The sequence below is a fragment of the Nocardioides guangzhouensis genome, from assembly GCF_004519545.1.
Lineage (GTDB): Bacteria > Actinomycetota > Actinomycetes > Propionibacteriales > Nocardioidaceae > Nocardioides > Nocardioides guangzhouensis.
In genome coordinates this window covers 1-19,589 of the sequence record NZ_SDKM01000033.1, presented here as the reverse complement: position 1 = coordinate 19,589, position 19,589 = coordinate 1, and the positions used below count along the sequence as shown (strand labels likewise).

Here is a 19,589-nt window from a genome sequence, read left to right as displayed (position 1 = left end):
GCGTTTCCTGCCTCTCAGCGCCCCACGGCGCGTTCGAGCTCGGCCTTGGTCATCGACGACCGGCCCTTGACGTTCTTGCGACGCGCCTCGGCGTACAGCTGCTCCTTGGTGCGACCTGCGGACCCGGAGTGCGAGCGCAACCCGCCGCGCCGCGACGAGGAGAGGTCCTCGGTCGAGGTGCGGCTGGCCCGGTCGGACTCCCCGCTGCGGGCCCGTTCCTTGTTGACGGTGCGCGCCGCGATCTCCTCGGCCTCGTCCTCCGACCGTCCCCGATCGGTGAGCCCGTCCTTGATGTGCTCGTACTGTCGTTCGCGCTTGCTGCTCCACTGCTGCTGGGGCACGGTGGCCACCTCCTGAGTGGTCTGGTCCACCGCGCTCTGTACCCACGGTCCCCCGGGCCATGCGCAGCCGGTTCCGGGACTGGGGTGGCGCATGCCCGGGAGTGCCGCGGGTACCACCGGGGGCGACCGGAAGGCCTCTCGGAAGGAGCCCCATGCCCGACCAGGTGAAGCTCGCGATCGTGTACTACTCGTCCACGGGGACCGTCGACGGGATGGCCCGGCACGCCGCGACCGTCGGAGGGAAGCACGGCGCCGAGGTGCGGCTGCGGCACGTCGCCGAGCACGCCCCCCGCGAGGTGGTCGAGCAGGACGAGGCCTGGCGCGCGCACGCCGACGAGGTCGCCATGGAGCCGATCGCCGAGCCCGACGACGTCGTGTGGGCCGACGCGGTCCTGTTCGGCTCGCCCACCCGCTTCGGGAACGTCGCCAGCCAGCTCAAGCAGTTCCTCGACAGCCTGGGGCCGCAGTGGGGCGACGGCGTCCTCGCCGACAAGGTGTACGCCGGGTTCACCGCCGCGGACACCGCGCACGGCGGCCACGAGTCGACGCTGCTGGCGCTCTACAACACCGTGCACCACTTCGGCGGCATCCTGGTCGCGCCCGGCTACACCGACCCCGTCAAGTTCGACGACGGCAACCCGTACGGCGCGTCCCTGGTCCGCGGCGGCGACGGCGAGGCCTTCGACGAGGCCGGCCGGGCCGCGGTCGAGCACCTCGTGGGGCGGGTCGTCGACGTCACCGGGCGCCTGCTGGCCTGACCCGGCTGGACCGCGTCAGGCCCCCCGCGTCACCTGGTAGACGAGGGCGCGGGCGATGTCCGCGAGCCGCACGTTGCTCTCGTTGCTGAGGCTGACCAGCCGGGCGAAGGCTTTCTCGGCGTCGATCGACTCCCGGCTCATGAGGATCCCCTTCGCCTGGTCGATGGTGGCCCGCGATGTCAGCGCCTCGCGGAGCTGCTCGGCCTCCCGCTCGAGCTCGCCGAGCGAGCGCAGCCCCTCCACGACCGCGGCCGCCAGGCCCACCAGCGCGACGTGGTCCGGGGCACCGTCAAGGGCGGCCCGGCACCGGTCCACCACCGCCAGCGCCCGGCCGCTCGGCGGCGCCACCTCGTCGACCCGGCAGAGGACGCCGGCGATCCCGCGGTCGCCGTGGATCGGCTCGTGGACCGGCACCCAGTGACGCTCCGCGAACCCGCCCGGCTCGCGCGAGTCGAGCACGTCGTAGCGACGTACGACGAGGTGGTTCGTGCGCGCCGTCGACAGCACCTTCTCGAAGGACCGCCCGAAGACCCCTTCCGGGTTGCCGTTCGGGTCGTCGGGGTTGCCCGGGTAGGCGTCGAACACGTGGCGGCCGAGGACCTCGTCCACGGCCTTGAACGTGGCCTGCAGCAAGGTGTGGTTGACCGCCCGGATCACCAGGTCCGGGTCGAGGGCGACGAGGCCGCTCCGCGCGTCGCGGAAGGCCGGGTCGTCGGCAAGGGCGGTGAGGTCACGGCGGGGCACGGTTCCGCTCCTGAGACGCGCAGAACGGTGCTCACCCCTGAACACCTCAGGGGAATTCCTATCACCCCGACGGCACGGCGGGGGCCGGGACCCTCCGGCTGTCTGCTCAACCGGAAGGTCCCGGCGGCGCGGACGGAGCCGCGCCTGCTGGAACCGTTCCCCGTCGTCGGCGAGGGATGCGTCGTCCGCGGCAGTTCCTCGGCGCGCCGGCCGGGTTCAGCCGGGCAGACGACGGGTCTCGACCAGCCGGGCCGCGACGTCGCGGAGCTTGACGTTGCGGTCCTGGGAGTAGCGGCGCAGCACCGCGAACGCCCGCTCCTCGTCCATCGCGAACCGCTCCATGAGGATGCCGGTCGCCTGGCCGATCAGCTGCCGGGCGTCGATCGCCTCCCAGAGCTGGGTCTGCTCGCGTGTGGAGGCGACGGCGACCGCCGCGTGCCGTGCGAGCACGTGGGCCACGTCGCGGTCCTCCTCGCCGAAGTGGTGCGGACGGACGTCGTACAGGTTCAGGCTGCCGATGGTCGCGCTGCCGGTGTGGATCCGGGTGCCCAGCATCGAGCGGATGCCGACCTCGGCGACCTCGCGGTTCCAGGTGGGCCAGCGCGGGTCGGTCGCGGTGTCCGCGACGAGCACCCCGAGCCGGTCGGCGATCACCTCGAGGTCGGGCCCCTCGCCGATCTCGAACTGCAGCCGGTCGAGGTCCTTGATGAGCGGGTCGGTGGCCGCGAACGTCTCCACCCCCCGGTCACCGTGCACGAAGATCACGCCCGCGAACGTGCAGCCGACCGCCTGGAGCGCGAACTCCAGGACCCGGCCGACGGTGTCCTCGAGCGTGGGTTCGTCGTGGAGCGAGAGGGCGAGCTGGGCGAACTCCTCCGCCGTGGTTGCCTGCATCCGTTCGAGTCAACACCGGATGCGGCCCGGTGTCCAAGGCGGTCGCCTCGGAGTGGCCGGGCACGGTGCCACCGACTGCCGGACGGGTAGGGAGTGGCACCGGACCCGTGGCCGCGACGTACCCGGACCAGACCGGTTCATGCACCCAGGTCGGCGGCCCCTCAGAAGCCGAGCCGGTGGCCCGCCTCGCCGCGGACGACCTTGCCCTTCTCCTTCGCGAGGTCGCGCAGCCCCGCCTGGAACTCGACGACCTTCGCGCGGAGGTCGGCGTCGGTCGCGGCCAGGATGCGTACGGCGAGCAGCCCGGCGTTGCGGGCGTTGCCGATCGACACCGTGGCCACGGGAACGCCGGCCGGCATCTGCACGATCGAGAGAAGCGAGTCCATGCCGTCGAGGTACTTCAGCGGCACCGGGACGCCGATCACCGGCAGCGGCGTGACCGCGGCCAGCATCCCGGGCAGGTGGGCGGCACCGCCCGCGCCGGCGATGATCACCGACAGCCCCCGGTCCGCCGCCTCGCGCCCGTAGGCGAGCATCTCGTCGGGCATCCGGTGCGCCGAGACGACGTCCGCCTCGTGCGCGACGCCGAACTCCTCCAGCGCCTCCGCGGCGGCCCGCATGACCGGCCAGTCGGAGTCGGACCCCATCACGATGCCCACCCGGGGCCCGTCGGTCCGCTGGCTCGTCTCGTCCGTCATCTCGCTCACTCGCTCTCGTTGCCGAGGTCGCCCCGGAACCACGCGGCCGCGTGCCGGGCCCGCTCCAGGCAGTCGTCGAGGTCGTCGCCGTACGCGTTGACGTGGCCGACCTTCCGCCCGGGGCGCAGCTCCTTGCCGTAGAGGTGCACGCGCAGGTGCGGGTCGCGGGCCAGCGCGTGCGGGTAGCCGTCGTACAGGCGGCCCACGTCGGGATTCGCTCCGCCCAGGATGTTGACCATCACCGTCCACCGGGCGCGCGGCGCCGGCGAGCCGAGCGGCAGGTCCATGACGGCCCGAAGGTGGTTCTCGAACTGGGAGGTGACCGCGCCGTCCTGGGTCCAGTGACCGGTGTTGTGCGGCCGCATCGCGAGCTCGTTGACCAGCACCCGGCCGTCGTTGGTCTCGAACATCTCGACCGCCAGGATGCCGGTGACGCCGAGCTCCCCCGCGACCCGCAGCGCGATCTCCTGCGCGTGCGCGGCCAGGTCGGCGTCGAGGTCCGGCGCGGGCGCCACCACCTCGTTGCAGATGCCGTCCACCTGGAGCGAGGCGACGACCGGGTACGCCGCGGCCTGGCCGCTCGGCGAGCGGGCGACGAGCGCGGACAGCTCGCGCCGGAAGTCGACGCGCTCCTCGGCGAGCAGGTGGACGTCGGCCTCCCGGGCGGCGCGGAACGCCTCCTCGACGTCCTGGACGGACCGGACGAACCACACGCCCTTGCCGTCGTAGCCGCCCCGGGAGGTCTTCAGCACGCACGGGAAGCCGAACGCCTCCACGTCATCGACCGAGTGCACCAGCGCGTTGCGCGGGCACGGCACCCCGAGCTCGGCCAGCCGCGCGCGCATGACGCCCTTGTCCTGGGCGTGCACCAGCGCCTCCGGTCCGGGACGCACGGCGAGCCCGTCGTCCTCCAGCGCGTGCAGGTGGGCGGTCGGCACGTGCTCGTGGTCGAAGGTGACCACGGCGCAGCCGTCGGTGATCTTCCGCAGCGTCTCGAGGTCGGTGTAGTCGCCGACCTCGTGGTCGGGGATCACCTGCGCGGCGGAGACGCCCTCGCCCTCGGCCAGCAGCCGCAGCGGCAACCCGAGCGCGATCGCGGGCTGCGCCATCATGCGGGCCAGCTGCCCGCCACCGATCACGGCGAGGGTGGGGGCGAGCGCGTCCGGACGGGCGGGGTCGGTCACGCCCGGGAGCCTACTGGGGCGGCCGACCGTGGTCGCGGGCGCCTACTGCCGGCGTACGGCGATCGGCTCGACCAGGCCGAACCCACGGACCGGCCGGGCCGGCAGCCGGCGGGTCTCGAACTGGTCGTCGGGCAGCAGCGCCGCTGTCGCCTCGTCGATGATCACCCGGTTGCGGCGGGCCACCGCGGTGAGCCGTGCGGCCATGTTCACCGGCGGCCCGAACACGTCCCCGAGCCGCATGACCACCGAGCCGCTGGCCAGGCCCACGCGCACGTCGGGCATGCGGGCGTCGCGGCCGATGACCTGGATGATCCCCTCCGCGATGTCGAGCCCGCGGACCGCGTCGTCGACGATGAACAGCACCGAGTCGCCGAGGCTCTTGATGATCCGGCCGCGGTGGGCGGCGACCACGTCGGAGCAGCGCGACTCGAACACCTCGACCAGGTCGCCGACCCGCTCCTCCCCGATCTCGTTGGAGAGCGCGGTGAACTGCACGATGTCGGCGAACCCGACCGTCACCTCGGTGGTCTTGAGGTCCTCGTCGGCGGACCCGAGCGCCTCGACCCGGGAGACGGCCGCGGCGAGGTGCCGGCGCCAGGCGTAGACGAGGAGCGCCTCGAACGGCCCGTTGACCTGCTCGACCATCGCGATCGCCGCAGCCAGCCGGCTGTCGCCGTTCTCGCCGGTGGCCATCCTCTGGTCCAGCCGCGGCAGCAGGGTCGCGACCTCCCAGTCCGCGAGCCGGGCCATGGTCTGCCCCACCGCCCGGGTGAGGTTGAGCGCGGTGTCGAAGTCGATGACGCCCGAGGCGACCGCCGTGCGCAGCGTGGCGAGCGCGCCCGCGTCGCCCTTCGTGAAGGCGACCTCCTCGCCGGGGTACTCCGGGAAGCCGAGCGCGCGCCAGAGGCGACGCGACTCCTCGAGGGCCTCCTCGTCACCGCCGGACACCTCTGCGGCGGTGTAGATCGGGGACTCCCGCAGGATCGCGCGCTCGAGGTCCTCGCGGGTCAGGGGCCGGTCGTCGCCGCGGGGGTCAGGTCCCATCGTCCGTGTGGTGCTGCCGGGGGTTGGCGAGGTTGTGCAGCTCCTCCGAGACCCGGAGCTGGACCTCCTCGACGCGGGGGACGTCCTCCAGCTCGACCCGGCCCTGCTCGCTGGCGTCGCTGACGATGAGCGTGCCGCAGCCGAAGAGGCGGTCGATCACGCCGATCTCGAAGTCCACCCCGCTGATCCGGTTGAGCGGGATCGTGCGGCCTTCCTTGGCGATGAGGCCCGAGCGCTTCATGAACCGCCGGTTGGTGAACGTGTACGTCGTGGTGGCCCAGCGGATCACCGGCATCAGCACCAACCACACGAGCACGACCAGGGCGACCACCCACACCACGATGGTCGGGACGTTCGCGAGCCGCCCGTCGATGGCCACCTGGGCCCAGGCGGCCGCGGCCACCACGAGGAGCAGCACCAGCAGCGGGAGGATCAGCACCTTGGGGTGCGTGCGCGTCGAGACGACGACGTGCTCGCCTTCGTTGAGGAGCCTGGGAGAGATCGCCACGGCTAGATCATGTCAAAGAGTCGGGACGCACGTGAACAACGTCACCGGCACCGACCACGGTCTCGCCGGCCGGCCCGGCGACCACGAGCCGTCCCTCGCCGTCGACGTCCATCGCGGTGCCGCGGACCTGCACGCCGCCCGGCAGCTCGACCTCGACCTCGCGGCCCAGGGTCGAGCACGCGTCGGCGTACGCCGCCCGCAGGGCGATGGTGTCCTCGAGCAACGGAAGCAGGCCGTCGATCGAGCCGAGCAGCTGGGCCAGCACCTCGGTCCGGTCCGGAGCCTGGGGCAGCTCCAGGGCGAGCGAGGTGGCCAGCGCGACCGGCAGCTCGTCGAGGGACTGGGAGACGTTGATGCCGATGCCGACCACTGCGGCCGGGCCGGTCGGGGTCTCGATCCGCTCGACCAGGATGCCGCCGAGCTTGCGCTCCTCGACCAGCACGTCGTTGGGCCACTTGAGCGCGATCGCCGGCAGCCGGTCGGCCAGCGCCGCCTGCACGGCGTACCCGGTCAGCAGCGGGATCCACGGCCACGCGGACGCGGGCAGGTTGGGCCGCAGCAGCACCGAGAACGTCAGCGCCGCGCGGGGCGGGGTCTCCCACGTGCGGTCGAGCCGGCCGCGGCCGGCGGTCTGGTGCTCGGCGACCACGACGGTGCCCTCGAGCGCGCCCGACCGGGCCCGGTCGGCGAGCACCGCGTTGGTCGAGGACGCCTCGGCGAGGATCTCCACCCCGGCCGGGAGCCGGTCGGCATCGAGGGGTGGGCGCGGGTCGGAGGTGGCATCCATGGGCACTAGATTGGCCGAAGCATCCAGAGGAGGCCAGCACACGTGAGCACGGCACAGTCCACTCCGGCCCAGTCGAACCCCGCGCCCGGCCAGGGCACCGACGTCCCGGACGACATCGACATCCACACCACCGCGGGGAAGCTCCAGGACCTCGAGCGGCGGCTCGACGAGGCGGTGCACGCCGGCTCGGCGAAGGCGGTCGAGAAGCAGCACGCCAAGGGCCGCAAGACCGCCCGTGAGCGGATCGAGATGCTGTTCGACGAGGGCTCGTTCGTGGAGCTCGACGAGCTGGCCCGGCACCGGTCCACGGCGTTCGGCCTCCAGAAGAAGCGCCCGTACGGCGACGGCGTCATCACCGGCTACGGCACCATCGACGGCCGCCAGGTGTGCGTCTTCTCCCAGGACTTCACCGTCTTCGGCGGCTCGCTGGGCGAGGTCTACGGCGAGAAGATCACCAAGGTGATGGACCTCGCCATCAAGACCGGCTGCCCGATCATCGGCATCAACGAGGGCGCCGGCGCCCGCATCCAGGAGGGCGTGGTCAGCCTCGGGCTCTACGGCGAGATCTTCCGCCGCAACGTGCACGCCTCGGGCGTGATCCCGCAGATCAGCCTGATCATGGGCTCCTGCGCGGGCGGCCACGTCTACTCCCCCGCGGTCACCGACTTCACGGTCATGGTCGACGGCACCTCCAACATGTTCATCACCGGCCCCGACGTCATCAAGACCGTCACCGGCGAGGACGTCACGATGGAGGAGCTCGGCGGCGCGCGCACCCACAACACCAAGTCCGGCAACGCGCACTACATGGGGTCCGACGAGGAGGACGCCATCGAGTACGTGAAGGCGCTCCTGTCCTACCTCCCGCAGAACAACCTCGACGAGCCCCCGGCGTACGACGACCCGGCCGTGGAGTCCTTCACCGACCTCGACCAGACGCTCGACGCGCTGATCCCGGACTCGCCGAACCAGCCCTACGACATGCACACGGTGATCGAGGCGGTGCTCGACGACGAGGAGTTCCTCGAGGTCCAGCCGCTGTTCGCGCCCAACATCGTGGTCGGCTTCGGCCGGGTCGAGGGTCGCCCGGTCGGCGTGGTCGGCAACCAGCCGATGCAGTTCGCCGGCACCCTGGACATCGACGCCTCCGAGAAGGCCGCGCGGTTCGTGCGCACCTGCGACGCGTTCAACGTCCCGGTGCTGACCTTCGTCGACGTCCCCGGCTTCCTGCCCGGCACCGACCAGGAGTTCAACGGCATCATCCGCCGCGGCGCGAAGCTGATCTACGCCTACGCCGAGGCGACCGTCCCGCTGGTCACCGTGATCACCCGCAAGGCCTACGGCGGCGCGTACGACGTGATGGGCTCCAAGCACCTCGGCGCCGACATCAACCTGGCCTGGCCGACCGCGCAGATCGCGGTGATGGGCGCCCAGGGCGCGGTCAACATCCTCTACCGCAAGGAGATCGCCGAGGCGACCGAGGCCGGCAGCGTCGACGAGCGCCGCGCCGAGCTGGTCACGGAGTACGAGGACACCCTGGCCAACCCCTACATCGCCGCCGAGCGCGGGTACGTCGACGCGGTCATCGCCCCGCACGAGACCCGGGTCGAGGTGGTCCGTGCGCTGCGGCTGCTGCGGTCCAAGCGCGAGACGCTGCCGGCCAAGAAGCACGGGAACATCCCGCTGTGAACGACGGACCCCAGGTAGCGCCCCGTGGTTTCGAGACAGGCGCTAGCGCGCCTTCCTCAACCACCGATGCTCCGGTGGTTGAGGAGCGGGCGCCAGCGAGCGTCTCGAAACCACTCCTGACCGTCGTCAACCCGGACGCCACTCCCGAGGAGGTGGCAGCGCTGGTTGCCGTGTTGGCCTCGCTGGGCGCACCCGCGACCCCGGCCCCGCGCCGTACCCCGGGGTGGCAGGCCCGGCACCGCTTGCTCCGGGCGACGCACCCCCACGGCCCGGGCGGCTGGCGGTCCAGCGGCCTGCCCCGCTGACCCCGGTCCGCACCCGCCGCATGCGGTGACCGCCGCTGGGGCATATTGACCCCTATGACCGAACTTGTCCTGGGTCCCCTGCTCCGCCACGTCGACGAGCACTCCGCGTGCCTCTGGGTCGAGACCTCGGCGGCCGGAACGGTCCGGGTGGTGGCCGACGGGCACGCGGCCGAGGCGCGGACGTTCGGCGTGCACGGCCACCACTACGCGCTGGTCTGCGTCGACGGCCTCGAGAAGGGACGGAAGTACCCCTACACGGTCGAGGTCGACGGCGAGCAGGTCTGGCCGCCGGCGGACTCGCCGTACCCGCCGTCGGTGATTCCGACCCTCGACCAGGCCAAGCCGCTGCGGCTGGCCTTCGGGTCGTGCCGCACGTCGGTCACCCACGACGAGGCCGGCAACAAGCTGCACGGCGTCGACGCGCTGCGCGCCTACGCGCTGCGGATGGCCGGGGTCACCGACCCGGCCGCGCCCGAGGACCCGGACCCGGGCGACGAGGCGCGGTGGCCGGACCTGGTCCTGTTCCTCGGCGACCAGGTGTACGCCGACGAGACCACGCAGGAGATGCAGGACTTCATCGAGTCGCGGCGCAGCATCGATGAGCCGCCGTGGACCGAGCTCAAGGACTACCAGGAGTACGCCGAGCTCTACCGGCTGGCGTGGACGGACCCGGCGAACCGGTGGCTGCTCTCGACGCTTCCGAGCGTGATGATCTTCGACGACCACGACGTCCGCGACGACTGGAACACCTCCCTGGCCTGGAAGAAGGAGATGGAGGCGACGTCGTGGTGGCACGGGAGGATCACGGCCGGGCTGGCGTCGTACTGGGTCTACCAGCACCTCGGCAACCTCACCCCCGACGAGCGCGCCTCCGACGAGATCTGGAAGGCGATCGACGCCCACGGCGGTGACGGCGAGCTGGACCTGACCCACACCCTCGACACGTTCGCCGAGCGCGCGGACCAGCACCCGGAGTCCTACCGGTGGAGCTACGCGCGGGAGTTCGGCGACCAGGCCCGGCTGGTGGTGGTGGACTCGCGGGCGGCCCGGGTGCTCGACCCGGAGCGCCGCACGATGCTCGACGACACGGAGCTGGAGTGGCTCGACCGGCAGATGCGCGGCGACGTCGACCACCTGCTGGTCGGCACGTCGCTGCCGTTCCTGCTCTCCCCCGGCCTGCACTACGTCGAGGCGTGGAGCGAGGCGCTGGCCGACGGCGGCTGGGGGCGGCGCGGAGCGAGGCTCGGCGAGAAGCTGCGGCAGGGCGGCGACCTGGAGCACTGGGCGGCGTTCCAGGACGGTTTCCAGAAGGTGCTCGCGATGTCCCTGGAGGTGGCCTGCGGCAAGCGCGGAGCGGCGCCGGGCACGGTGACGTTCCTGTCCGGCGACGTGCACCACAGCTACGTCTCCGAGGCCTACCCCAAGCACCCGGACCGTGACGGCGTCCCGGTCAGCCGGATCGTCCAGGCGGTCTGCTCGCCGATCCGCAACCCGATGCCGCGCCGGCTGCGGTTCCTGGTGGCGGTGATGGCCTACGGCATCGCCGGGCCGATCGGCCACGTGGTCGCCCGGTCCGCCAAGGTCCCCGAGCTGCCGGTCCGCTGGAACATGGTCAAGGGACCGTGGTTCGACAACAACCTGGCCACGCTCGAGGTCCGCGACCGCGGGCTGCACATGTGGTGGGCCACCGGCGTGGTCGAGGAGGGCCGGCACGAGCGGCCGCGGCTGGTCGAGGTCGCCTCGGTGGACGTCGACCCGCGATGACCGAACGGCTGGGCAACGCCGTGACCGACGTCCCGGGGATCCGGGTCGGGCACGCGCAGCGGACCGGTGACGGCTGGCTGACCGGCACGACGGTGGTGCTCGCGCCGCCCGAGGGCGCGGTCGGCGGCGTCGACGTCCGCGGCGGCGGTCCGGGCACCCGCGAGACCGACCTGCTCGACCCGCGCAACGCGGTGGAGCGGGTGCACGCGATCGTGCTGACCGGTGGGTCCGCGATGGGGCTGGCCTCGGTCGACGGGGTGGTGCAGCGGCTGTTCGCCGCCGGGATCGGCTTCCCGACGGGGCCGCCCGGCGAGGTGGTGCCGATCGTCCCGGCCGCGGTGGTCTTCGACCTCGGGCGCGGCGGCGTGTTCGGCCGGTACCCGGACGCGGAGCTCGGCGCAGCGGCGTACGACGACGCGTCGGGGGCGGTGGCCGAGGGCAACGTCGGCGCCGGCACCGGTGCCTCGATCGGCGGCCTCAAGGGCGGGGTCGGCACCACCTCGACCCGGCTCGAGGACGGCACCACGGTCGGCGCGGTCGTGGTGGCCAACGCGTTCGGGTCGGCGGTCGACCCGGCCAGCGGCGAGCTGTGGGCGGCCCGGCACTGCCTGCCCGGCGACCTGCCGCGGCTGGTCGCCCCCTCGGCCTCGGACCTGGCCGCCGCCCGGGAGCGCGCGGCTGGGTACCCGACCCCGATGAAGCCGGCCCTGGCCACCACCATCGGCGTGATCGCCACCGACGCGACCCTGACCAAGGCCCAGTGCGCGAAGGTCGCCGGGATCGGTCACGACGGCCTGGCCCGGGCGGTCAGCCCGGTGCACACGATGTTCGACGGCGACACCCTGTTCACGCTCGCGACGGGCGATCGTGAGGCCCCGGACCCGATCGTCTTCCACGCCCTGCTCGACGCCGCAGCCGGCTGCGTCACCCGGGCCGTCGCCCGGGCCGTCCTCGCCGCCACGACCACACCCGCCTCCGGCCCCGGCGGTGTGCCCCTCACCCTCCGCTCCTACCGCGACGCCTTCCCCTCCGCCTTCCCCACCCCCTGACTCTCCTCGCTGCCTCCCCCCGCCCCCAGATTTCGGATAGTCCCAAACCTTCGAGGGGATCCGGAGCCTCGTCGACCCCTCGAACGTTGGGGACTATCCCGCCACCACGCCCGGGTAGTCCCGCCACCACAGGAGGGTCAAGCGGTACGGCGCGGGCGGCCTGGGGCGAACAGGGCGGCGATCACCGCGACCCCGACGGCGGCGGCACCGGTCAGCAGGGCCGGCGCGATCGCACCGTCGTAGCCCCAGGGCGTGAGCTCGCCGCCGTTGCCCTCGAACACCGCGACCAGCAGCGCGATGCCGAGCGCGACACCGAACTCGCGGATCGTCGAGTTGGCCGACGATGCGATCGCGAACTCGGTCTCGGGCAGCCCGTCGAGCACGGCGGTGGCGCTCGGCGCGAAGGTCAGGCCCATGCCGACACCGGCCATCGCGAGCGCCGGCACGAAGTCGGCGTACGGCGCGATGTCCTGGGCCAGCCAGGCCAGCCAGATCAGCGAGCCCATCTGCAGCAGCAGGCCGGTCAGCAGCAGCGGCCGGAAGCCGACCCGCGGCACCAGGGCGCCGGCGATCGGGGCGACCACCATCGGCGCCGCGGTCCACGGCAGCGTGCGGACGCCGGCCTCGAGCGGGCTGTAGCCCTGCACGATCTGGAGGTACTGGCTGAGCAGGAACACCGCCCCGAACATGCCGAGCGTGAAGAACAGGCCGATCGCGTTGGCGCTGGAGAAGCCACGGCTGCGGAACAGCCGGAGCGGCAGCACGGCGTGGGCGCGGCCGCGCGCGTGCAGGACGTACGCCGGCACGAGGACCGCCGCCGTGAGCAGCGAGCCGAGCACCACCGGGTCGGTCCAGCCGTCGTCGTTGCCGTGCACGATGCCCCAGATCCCGAGGAACACGGCGCCGCCGAGCAGCAGGGTGCCGTGCAGGTCGAGCCGCTGCCAGGTGCCGCGGGACTCCTCGACGGCGACCAGCAGCAACGGCAGCGCGAGCAGCGCGACCGGGACGTTGAGCCAGAAGATGGCCTGCCAGCTCACGCCCTCGACGACGGCGCCGCCGACGACCGGGCCGAGCGCGACGCCGAGGCCGGAGATGCCGCCCCAGATGCCGATCGCGGCGGAGCGCATCGCGGGCGGGACGGCGGCCGCGAGCAGGGTCAGCGAGAGCGGCATGATCGCGGCGGCGCCGAGGCCCTGGACGGCGCGGGCCACGATCAGCGCCTCGGAGGAGGTGCTGAGCGCGGACCCGATCGAGGCCGCGGTGAACAGCACCACGCCGCCGATCATCACCCGGCGGCGTCCGATCCGGTCGCCGAGCGTGGCCGCGGGGAGCATGAACGTCGCGAACGCCAGCGTGTACGCGTTGAGGAACCACGACAGCTGGTTCACCGACGAGCCGAGGTCGGCCTGGATGACCGGCAGCGCGCTGGTGAGCACGAGGTTGTCGAGGGTCGCCATGAACATCGGCAGCGAGGTGGCCGCGATGGCCAGCCAGAGCGGGACGCGGCGCCGGGCGGGGACGTCGGGACGTACGTCGGGCGGTGCTGTCCGGCGGTCGGGGGCGGCCGACTGGGCCGGCAGGGTGGTGGTCACGATGGACTCCTGAGGCAAGGAAGGCATTGAATGATTACTTCGATTTCGAGGCTAAGTAATCGAGTGATAATCTGTCAAGCATGAATCCCCCGGAGGCCACCGTGACCCGACCGAGCAAGTCCCGGCTGACCGCCGACGAGCGTCGCGGTCTGGTGCTCGACGCGGCGATGCGCGCGTTCGCGCGATCCGGGTACGCCGGCACCTCGACCGACGCGGTGGCCAGGGAGGCCGGGGTCTCGCAGCCCTACGTGGTGCGGATCTTCGGCTCCAAGCTCGACCTCTTCCTCGAGGTCTTCACCCGGGCCACCGCCCGCATCGGCGAGGCGTTCGCGGCGGTCCTGGCCCAGGGGTTCGACCCGACGTCCGAGACCGACCGAGAGCGCCTGGGCGCGGCGTACACCGAGCTGCTGGCGGACCGCGACTTCCTCCTCGTGATGATGCACGGCTTCACCGCGTCCGGCGTGGCCGAGATCGGTGCCGAGGCCCGCGCCGGGATGGGGCGGATCTTCGAGATCCTGCGCGGCAGCGGCATGACCGACGAGGAGGTCCGCGACTTCATCGCCCAGGGCATGCTGCTGAACGTGATGATCGCGATGCAGGCGCCCGAGCACGCGCAGGCCGGCGACCCGCTGGCCGCGCTCACCGAGTGCGCGTTCGGCGAGATGCTGCCGCTGGTCACGCCGTGACCCTGCAGGCGGCGACCCGGCGTTCGGACGACGGGCTCTAGGCTGGCGCGGTGCCGCACCTCGTCCTGGCCTCCGCCTCCCCCGCCCGCCTCGCCACGCTGCGCTCCGCAGGCGTCGAGCCCGAGGTGATCGTCTCGGGCGTCGACGAGACGCAGGTCGACGGCCTGCCCCCGGCCGAGCTCGCGCTGCAGCTCGCCGAGCTCAAGGCGGCCGCGGTCGCCGCGCGGCTGGCCGGCGAGACCCTGGTGCTCGGCTGCGACTCGGTTCTCGAGCTGGAGGGCGTCGCGCTCGGCAAGCCCGACGACGCCGCCGACGCGGTCGCCCGCTGGCGGGCGATGCGCGGGCGCAGCGGTGTCCTGCACACCGGCCATGCGCTGCACGACCTCGGCTCCGGGCGGATCGCCGCCGCCACCGCCTCGACCGTCGTCCACTTCGCCGAGGTCACCGACGACGAGATCGCGGCGTACGTCGCGACCGGCGAGCCGCTGGCCGTCGCCGGCGCGTTCACCGTCGACGGCCTCGGCGGCGCGTTCGTCACCCACATCGAGGGCGACCACCACAACGTCGTCGGCCTCAGCCTGCCGCTGCTGCGCGAGCTGCTGGCCGAGCTCGGCCGGAGCTGGGTCGACCTCTGGCCCTGACCTCCAACGAGGGGCATCGATCGGTCACGCACGCTTGTGCCGCAGGTCGCTGCGGTTGGGGACCCAACCGCAACGTCGTCAGGCCCGGGTGAGCACCCGCCCCCGCGGCCGGCGGAAGACGTACCGCCGGGTCGCCCAGAACCGGAACAGCACTCCCAGCCCGAGCCCCACGACGTTCGCGGCCACGTTGTCGGCCAGGGCGCCGTCGAGCTCGAGCAGGTAGCGGCTCACCGCCAGGCACGCCATCGGGATCAGCAGGGAGACGACGTTCACGACCAGGAACCCGACCCGCCCGTTGGCCGGGCCGACCGGCTCGCGCCGCCGGAACGCCCAGTGCCGCGCCCCGCGGTAGCTCACCGCCATCCCGATCAGGTTCGCGAGCGCGAACGCCAGCAGGGGCTGGCCGTTCATCGGCCCGTCGCCGCCGACCCCGTGCACGAGCAGGTTGAACAGCACCAGCGCCACCACGGTCGCGACCGCACCGACCGCGACGAACTTGCCCCCTTCGGAGAGCACCCGAGTGCGTCTGCCCACGCCCGCAGCCTAGGCGATGCCCGCGAGCAGGCCCCTAGGCTGGCCGGCATGCCGACCGACCCCACCGCGAGCACCGAGTTCGACATCGACGGCCACGCCGGGCGGCTGGCGGCCCGGCGCTGGGAGGCCACGGACCCGACGTAAGTCGCGCTCCTCTGCCACGGGTACGGCGAGCACGTCGGCCGCTACGAGGAGGTCGCGGCCAGGCTGGCGGCGGACGGCGCGGCGGTCTACGGCGTCGACCACGTCGGGCACGGGCGCAGTGACGGGGAGCGCGTGCTGGTCGCGGACTTCGAGGGCGTCGTCGACGACGTACGCCGGCTCGAGCACGTCGCGCGGGCCGACCACCCGGGCCTGCCGGTGGTGCTGATCGGGCACTCGATGGGCGGGATGATCGGCGCTCGCTACGCCCAGCGGTTCGGCGCCGACCTGGCCTGCGTGGTCCTGAGCGGACCGGTCATCGGCCGCTGGGACGCGGTCACCGCGCTGCTGGCCGCGGACGAGATCCCGGACGCGCCCATCGACCCCGCCACGCTGTCGCGGGACCCGGCGGTCGGGCAGGCGTACGTCGACGACCCCCTCGTCTGGCACGGACCCTTCAAGCGGACGACCCTCGAGGCGCTGCGGGCGTGCATCGACACCATCAACGCGGGCGGCCCGATCGTGGCGACGCCGGTGCTGTGGCTGCACGGCGAGGAGGACCAGCTGGTGCCGATCGAGCCGTCTCGCGAGGGCTGGGCCCGGATCGCCGGACCGGCCGCGCGGGAGAAGTCCTACCCCGGCGCCCGGCACGAGATCTTCAACGAGACCAACCGGGCCGAGGTGCTCGACGACGTGGTCGCGTTCGTGCACGACCACCTGACCACGCCCGAGCCGCCCCCGGCCTGACCTCCCGCCGTACCATGCCCGCCTCCCCCGCCGTACGGGGATAGTCCCCAACGTTCGAGGGGTCGATCGGACCCGGGAGTCCCTCGAACGTTTGGGACTGTCCGGGCAGGGGAGGTCGGGATACTCCCCAACGAAACGGCGGCCGATCCGCGAGATCAGCAGCCGTTTCGTTGGGGAGTATCCGGTGGTGGGGGACTATCCGGTCGTGGGGGACTGTCCGGCGAGAGGTTGGGTCACTCGACGGGGAGGCCGAGGCCGCGGGCGATCAGCATCCGCTGGACCTCGGAGGTGCCCTCGCCGATCTCGAGCACCTTGGCGTCGCGGTAGAAGCGGGCGACGGGGTACTCCTCCATGAAGCCGTAGCCACCGAAGACCTGGGTGGCGATCCGGGTCGCGGTCACCGCGGACTCGGTGGCGTAGAGCTTCGCGATCGCGGCGGCCTGCTTGAACTCCTTGACCGAGCCGCCGGTGCCTCGGTCCATGGCGTCCTTGATCGCGGCCGCCTTGTAGGTGAGCAGCCGGCTCGCGTCGAGCATCACCTGCAGGTCGGAGACCTGGAAGGCGACGCCCTGCTTGCGGCCGATCGGGACGCCGAAGGTCTGACGGTCGCCGGCGTACTCCAGCGCCATGTCGAGGCAGGCCTGGATGCAGCCGACCGCGAGCGCGGCGATGGCGACCCGGCCGTCGTCGAGGGTGGCGAGGAACTGCGCGTAGCCGCGGCCGCGCTCGCCGAGAAGGTTCGTCTCGGGGACCCGGGCGTCGGTGAACGTCAGCGGGTGGGTGTCGGAGGCGTGCCAGCCGAGCTTGTCGTAGGCCCTCTCGGCGGTGAAGCCGGGGGTGCCGGACGGCACGATGATCGTGGAGATCTCGGCCTTGCCGCCCTCGCGGGTGCCGGTGCGGGCGGTGACGGTGACCAGCGAGGTGATGTCGGAGCCGGAGTTGGTGATGAACTGCTTGCTGCCGTTGACCACCCACTCGCCGTCGGCGAGCTCCGCCTTGGTGCGGGTGGCGCCCGCGTCGGAGCCGGCGCCCGGCTCGGTGAGGCCGAAGCCGGCGAGCCGCTGGCCGGCGACCAGGTCGGGGAGCCACTGCTGCTTCTGCTCGTCGGTGCCGTAGGTGAGGATCGGGTTGATGCCGAGGCCGACCGCCGCCTCGAGGGTGATGCCCATCGACTGGTCGACGCGGCCGATCTCCTCGATCGCGACGCACAGGCTGGTGAAGTCACCGTCCTCGCCGGCGCCGCCGAACTCCTCCGGCGCGGTCAGGCCCATGAGCCCGAGCTGGCCCATCTTCTGCACCACGTCGGTCGGGAAGTGGTGGTCGCGGTCCCACTGAGCGGCGTGCGGCGCGATCTCCTTCTCGGCGAAGTCGCGGACGCTGCGACGGAACTCCTCGTGCTCGCGGGACAGCTCGAACATCATTCCTCCGGCTTGGCTTACGCTGACGTGAACGTAAGGACGGTACGACGCTTACGTAACGTCACCGCAAGCCGACGCCGACAGGAGACCGCGGTGCCCGAGAAGAGCTGGACCATCCGCGACCTGGCCCGGGAGTACGACGTCACGCTGCGCACGATCCGGCACTACGAGGACCTCGGCCTGGTCACGCCCGAGCGCCGCGGCAGCACCCGGGTCTTCCACCAGCGCGACCGGATCCGGCTCGAGCTGGTGCTCCGCGGCCGGCGGCTCGGGTTCTCCCTCGAGGAGATCGCCCGCATCGTCAACATGTACGACGACCAGCCGGGCGAGGCGGGGCAGCTGGAGTACCTCCTCGACCAGATCCGGGTCCGCCGCGAGGAGCTGGCCCGGATGCGCGCCGACATCGAGCAGACCGAGCGGGACCTCGACGCCGTCGAGGCGCGTTGCCGGGAGGACCTGGCGAAGCTGCGCTGACCGTCGTACGGCTGCAATTGCGGCTCTTGTGACTCTTCTGTGGGTGGTCAGCGCGTCTGGAAGGGTGAGCACGCCGTTCCCTGTCTAGGTTTCTGGGCTGTCTAGGTCCGAAACCGGAGAGCGGAGAACGGCGTGCAGAACGCCACCTTATGGCGTGCCCTGTTGGGGGTTGAACCGCCCCGGGATGTCCGGAGACTTCATTAGTTGGAAGAGGATGGAGTCATGGCACGTCCCAGCAAGTACCCCCGGGAGCTGCGTGAACGCGCGGTTCGGGCGGTGGCCGAGTCGGTCTCCCAGGGCGAGTACCCCAGCGAGTTCGAGGCGATCCGCACGATCGCGGGCCAGCTCGGGATCGGCTCACCAGAGACGCTGCGCAAGTGGGTCCGCCGAGCCGAGGTCGACGGCGGGCAGCGTCCGGGGAAGACCACCGAGGAGCTGGCCGAGATCCGGGAGCTGAAGAAGGAGGTCGCCGAGCTGCGGCGGGCCAACCAGATCCTCAAGAGCGCCTCGGCTTTCTTCGCGGCGGAGCTCGACCGCCCACCCCGGTATTGATCGCGTTCATCGACGAGCACCGTGGTGACCCTGTCGAGGGCTCACCGGGGCGGGTGCTGGGGGTCGAGCCGATCTGCGCGGTGCTGTCCGAGCACGGCGTGAAGATCGCCCCGAGCACCTACTACGAGGCCCGCAACCGGCCGCCGTCGAAGCGGTCGTTGCGCGACGCCGAGATCGTCGAGCTGATCGCCGCGGCCCGGCGACAGCCGTTCCTGGACCGGTTCGGTGCCCGCAAGATGTGGCTGCATCTGCGCCGGCAGGGCCATGACGTGGCCCGGTGCACGGTCGAACGGCTGATGACAGCAAACGACTGGCAGGGCGCGCTGCGGGGCAAGCAGGTCCGCACCCCATCGCCGACCCGCAGGCCGCCCGCGCGGCCGACCTGGTCGACCGGGACTTCACCGCCCCGGCCCCGAACCGGCTCTGGGTCGCGGACTTCACCTACGTCGCGACCTGGTCCGGCACCGTCTACGTCGCCTTCGTCATCGACGTCTACTCCCGCCGGATCGTGGGGTGGCGGGCCGCCACACAGATGACCACCGAACTGGTCCTCGACTGCCTCGAGCACGCAATCTGGACCCGCCTCGGCGACGGAGTCAGCGACCTGACCGGGCTGGTGCACCACACCGACGCCGGCTCCCAGTACACCTCGTTCGCGTTCACCAGCCGGCTGGTCGAGGCTGGCGTCGACCCGTCAGTGGGTTCGGTGGGCGACGCCTACGACAACGCCCTGGCCGAGTCCCAGATCGGCGCCTTCAAGACCGAGCTGATCCGCCCCTACGGTCCCTGGCGCGACGTCGACCACGTCGAGCTCGAGACCCTGCACTGGGTGCACTGGTTCAACCACGAGCGCACCCACGAATCGATTGACGACCTCACACCCATCGAGGCTGAGAACGCCCACTACGCTGCACGAAACCGTCTCCGCCCGACCGGGTAGAGACACCGATCGAAGTGTCCGGAAACCCCGGGGCGGTTCAAAGTCTCCGGACATCCCGGGGCGGTTCAGAAACGTGCCCGCTGGGCGCTATGGAAGAAC

The 19,589-nt window shown here is 72.2% G+C and carries 19 protein-coding genes and 2 pseudogenes; 10 read left to right on the top strand and 11 right to left on the bottom strand.

Annotated features, from left to right (window positions below; genetic code table 11):
* Positions 1–14 precede the first annotated feature (14 nt).
* The gene (locus tag EKO23_RS19080) at positions 15–371 is read right to left on the bottom strand and encodes a plasmid stabilization protein (protein ID WP_246051189.1); all 357 of its coding nucleotides are present in this window, start codon (positions 369–371) and stop codon (positions 15–17) included.
* Positions 372–493: 122 nt separating this feature from the next.
* Here EKO23_RS19080 and wrbA point away from each other — a divergent pair, with 122 nt between their 5' ends.
* Complete coding sequence (gene wrbA, locus EKO23_RS19075; RefSeq protein ID WP_134719718.1) at positions 494–1,099, top strand: NAD(P)H:quinone oxidoreductase type IV; 606 nt, start codon at positions 494–496, stop codon at positions 1,097–1,099.
* Between the two features lie 15 nt (positions 1,100–1,114).
* Here wrbA and EKO23_RS19070 read toward each other — a convergent pair whose 3' ends face one another.
* From EKO23_RS19070 to EKO23_RS19040, 7 genes are all read right to left on the bottom strand, one after another.
* A complete protein-coding gene (locus EKO23_RS19070; protein WP_167880556.1) occupies positions 1,115–1,843 on the bottom strand; it encodes an ANTAR domain-containing protein in 729 nt (242 codons plus the stop codon).
* A 216-nt stretch (positions 1,844–2,059) separates the two neighbouring features.
* Positions 2,060–2,737 (bottom strand): GAF and ANTAR domain-containing protein, encoded by a 678-nt coding sequence (locus EKO23_RS19065; protein WP_134719716.1) that lies wholly within the window; start codon positions 2,735–2,737, stop codon positions 2,060–2,062.
* A 161-nt stretch (positions 2,738–2,898) separates the two neighbouring features.
* Positions 2,899–3,435 carry a 5-(carboxyamino)imidazole ribonucleotide mutase gene (gene purE, locus EKO23_RS19060; RefSeq protein ID WP_134719755.1) on the bottom strand — a complete coding sequence of 179 codons (537 nt, stop codon included), beginning with the start codon at positions 3,433–3,435 and terminating at the stop codon, positions 2,899–2,901.
* A gap of 5 nt (positions 3,436–3,440) precedes the next feature.
* Positions 3,441–4,619 (bottom strand): 5-(carboxyamino)imidazole ribonucleotide synthase, encoded by a 1,179-nt coding sequence (locus EKO23_RS19055; RefSeq protein ID WP_134719715.1) that lies wholly within the window; start codon positions 4,617–4,619, stop codon positions 3,441–3,443.
* Positions 4,620–4,661: 42 nt separating this feature from the next.
* Positions 4,662–5,663 (bottom strand): adenylate/guanylate cyclase domain-containing protein, encoded by a 1,002-nt coding sequence (locus EKO23_RS19050; protein WP_134719714.1) that lies wholly within the window; start codon positions 5,661–5,663, stop codon positions 4,662–4,664.
* Entirely contained in the window at positions 5,653–6,171 is a 519-nt protein-coding gene (locus EKO23_RS19045; protein WP_134719713.1) for a PH domain-containing protein, read from the bottom strand. Before EKO23_RS19045 ends, EKO23_RS19050 begins: the two co-directional genes overlap by 11 nt.
* 7 nt (positions 6,172–6,178) lie before the next feature.
* Positions 6,179–6,958, bottom strand: coding sequence for a biotin--[acetyl-CoA-carboxylase] ligase (locus EKO23_RS19040; RefSeq protein ID WP_134719712.1), 780 nt, complete (start codon positions 6,956–6,958; stop codon positions 6,179–6,181).
* Between the two features lie 114 nt (positions 6,959–7,072).
* Here EKO23_RS19040 and EKO23_RS19035 point away from each other — a divergent pair, with 114 nt between their 5' ends.
* From EKO23_RS19035 to EKO23_RS19020, 4 genes are all read left to right on the top strand, one after another.
* Positions 7,073–8,647 carry an acyl-CoA carboxylase subunit beta gene (locus EKO23_RS19035; RefSeq protein WP_134719754.1) on the top strand — a complete coding sequence of 525 codons (1,575 nt, stop codon included), beginning with the start codon at positions 7,073–7,075 and terminating at the stop codon, positions 8,645–8,647.
* A gap of 74 nt (positions 8,648–8,721) precedes the next feature.
* The gene (locus tag EKO23_RS19030; RefSeq protein ID WP_134719711.1) at positions 8,722–8,952 is read left to right on the top strand and encodes an acyl-CoA carboxylase subunit epsilon; all 231 of its coding nucleotides are present in this window, start codon (positions 8,722–8,724) and stop codon (positions 8,950–8,952) included.
* 54 nt (positions 8,953–9,006) lie between these two features.
* Complete coding sequence (locus EKO23_RS19025; RefSeq protein WP_134719710.1) at positions 9,007–10,716, top strand: alkaline phosphatase D family protein; 1,710 nt, start codon at positions 9,007–9,009, stop codon at positions 10,714–10,716.
* Positions 10,713–11,765, top strand: coding sequence for a P1 family peptidase (locus EKO23_RS19020; RefSeq protein WP_134719709.1), 1,053 nt, complete (start codon positions 10,713–10,715; stop codon positions 11,763–11,765). Before EKO23_RS19025 ends, EKO23_RS19020 begins: the two co-directional genes overlap by 4 nt.
* Positions 11,766–11,902: 137 nt before the next feature.
* On the opposite strand, the gene EKO23_RS19015 is transcribed toward EKO23_RS19020, so the two are convergent.
* Positions 11,903–13,357: an MFS transporter gene (locus EKO23_RS19015; RefSeq protein ID WP_246051188.1), complete on the bottom strand. Its 1,455-nt coding sequence runs from the start codon at positions 13,355–13,357 to the stop codon at positions 11,903–11,905.
* Positions 13,358–13,437: 80 nt separating this feature from the next.
* Between EKO23_RS19015 and EKO23_RS19010 the strand changes: the two genes are divergently transcribed.
* Positions 13,438–14,043: a TetR/AcrR family transcriptional regulator gene (locus tag EKO23_RS19010; protein WP_134719707.1), complete on the top strand. Its 606-nt coding sequence runs from the start codon at positions 13,438–13,440 to the stop codon at positions 14,041–14,043.
* Positions 14,044–14,093: 50 nt separating this feature from the next.
* The gene (locus tag EKO23_RS19005; protein WP_134719706.1) at positions 14,094–14,684 is read left to right on the top strand and encodes a Maf family protein; all 591 of its coding nucleotides are present in this window, start codon (positions 14,094–14,096) and stop codon (positions 14,682–14,684) included.
* Between the two features lie 78 nt (positions 14,685–14,762).
* Here the strand turns inward: EKO23_RS19005 and EKO23_RS19000 are convergent, their stop codons facing one another.
* The gene (locus EKO23_RS19000; RefSeq protein ID WP_134719705.1) at positions 14,763–15,218 is read right to left on the bottom strand and encodes a GtrA family protein; all 456 of its coding nucleotides are present in this window, start codon (positions 15,216–15,218) and stop codon (positions 14,763–14,765) included.
* A 162-nt stretch (positions 15,219–15,380) separates the two neighbouring features.
* On the opposite strand from EKO23_RS19000, the pseudogene EKO23_RS18995 reads away from it, so the two are divergent.
* A pseudogene (locus EKO23_RS18995) lies at positions 15,381–16,106 on the top strand (alpha/beta fold hydrolase); the annotation flags it as partial.
* 233 nt (positions 16,107–16,339) lie between these two features.
* Here EKO23_RS18995 and EKO23_RS18990 read toward each other — a convergent pair.
* Positions 16,340–17,527, bottom strand: a complete 1,188-nt coding sequence (locus EKO23_RS18990) for an acyl-CoA dehydrogenase family protein (RefSeq protein ID WP_134719704.1) — start codon at positions 17,525–17,527, stop codon at positions 16,340–16,342.
* Positions 17,528–17,617: 90 nt separating this feature from the next.
* Between EKO23_RS18990 and EKO23_RS18985 the strand changes: the two genes are divergently transcribed.
* Together EKO23_RS18985 and EKO23_RS18980 are read left to right on the top strand one after the other, a co-directional pair.
* Positions 17,618–17,998: a MerR family transcriptional regulator gene (locus EKO23_RS18985; RefSeq protein ID WP_134719703.1), complete on the top strand. Its 381-nt coding sequence runs from the start codon at positions 17,618–17,620 to the stop codon at positions 17,996–17,998.
* Positions 17,999–18,220: 222 nt separating this feature from the next.
* A pseudogene (locus tag EKO23_RS18980) lies at positions 18,221–19,490 on the top strand (IS3 family transposase).
* The last annotated feature ends 99 nt before the right edge of the window (positions 19,491–19,589 follow it).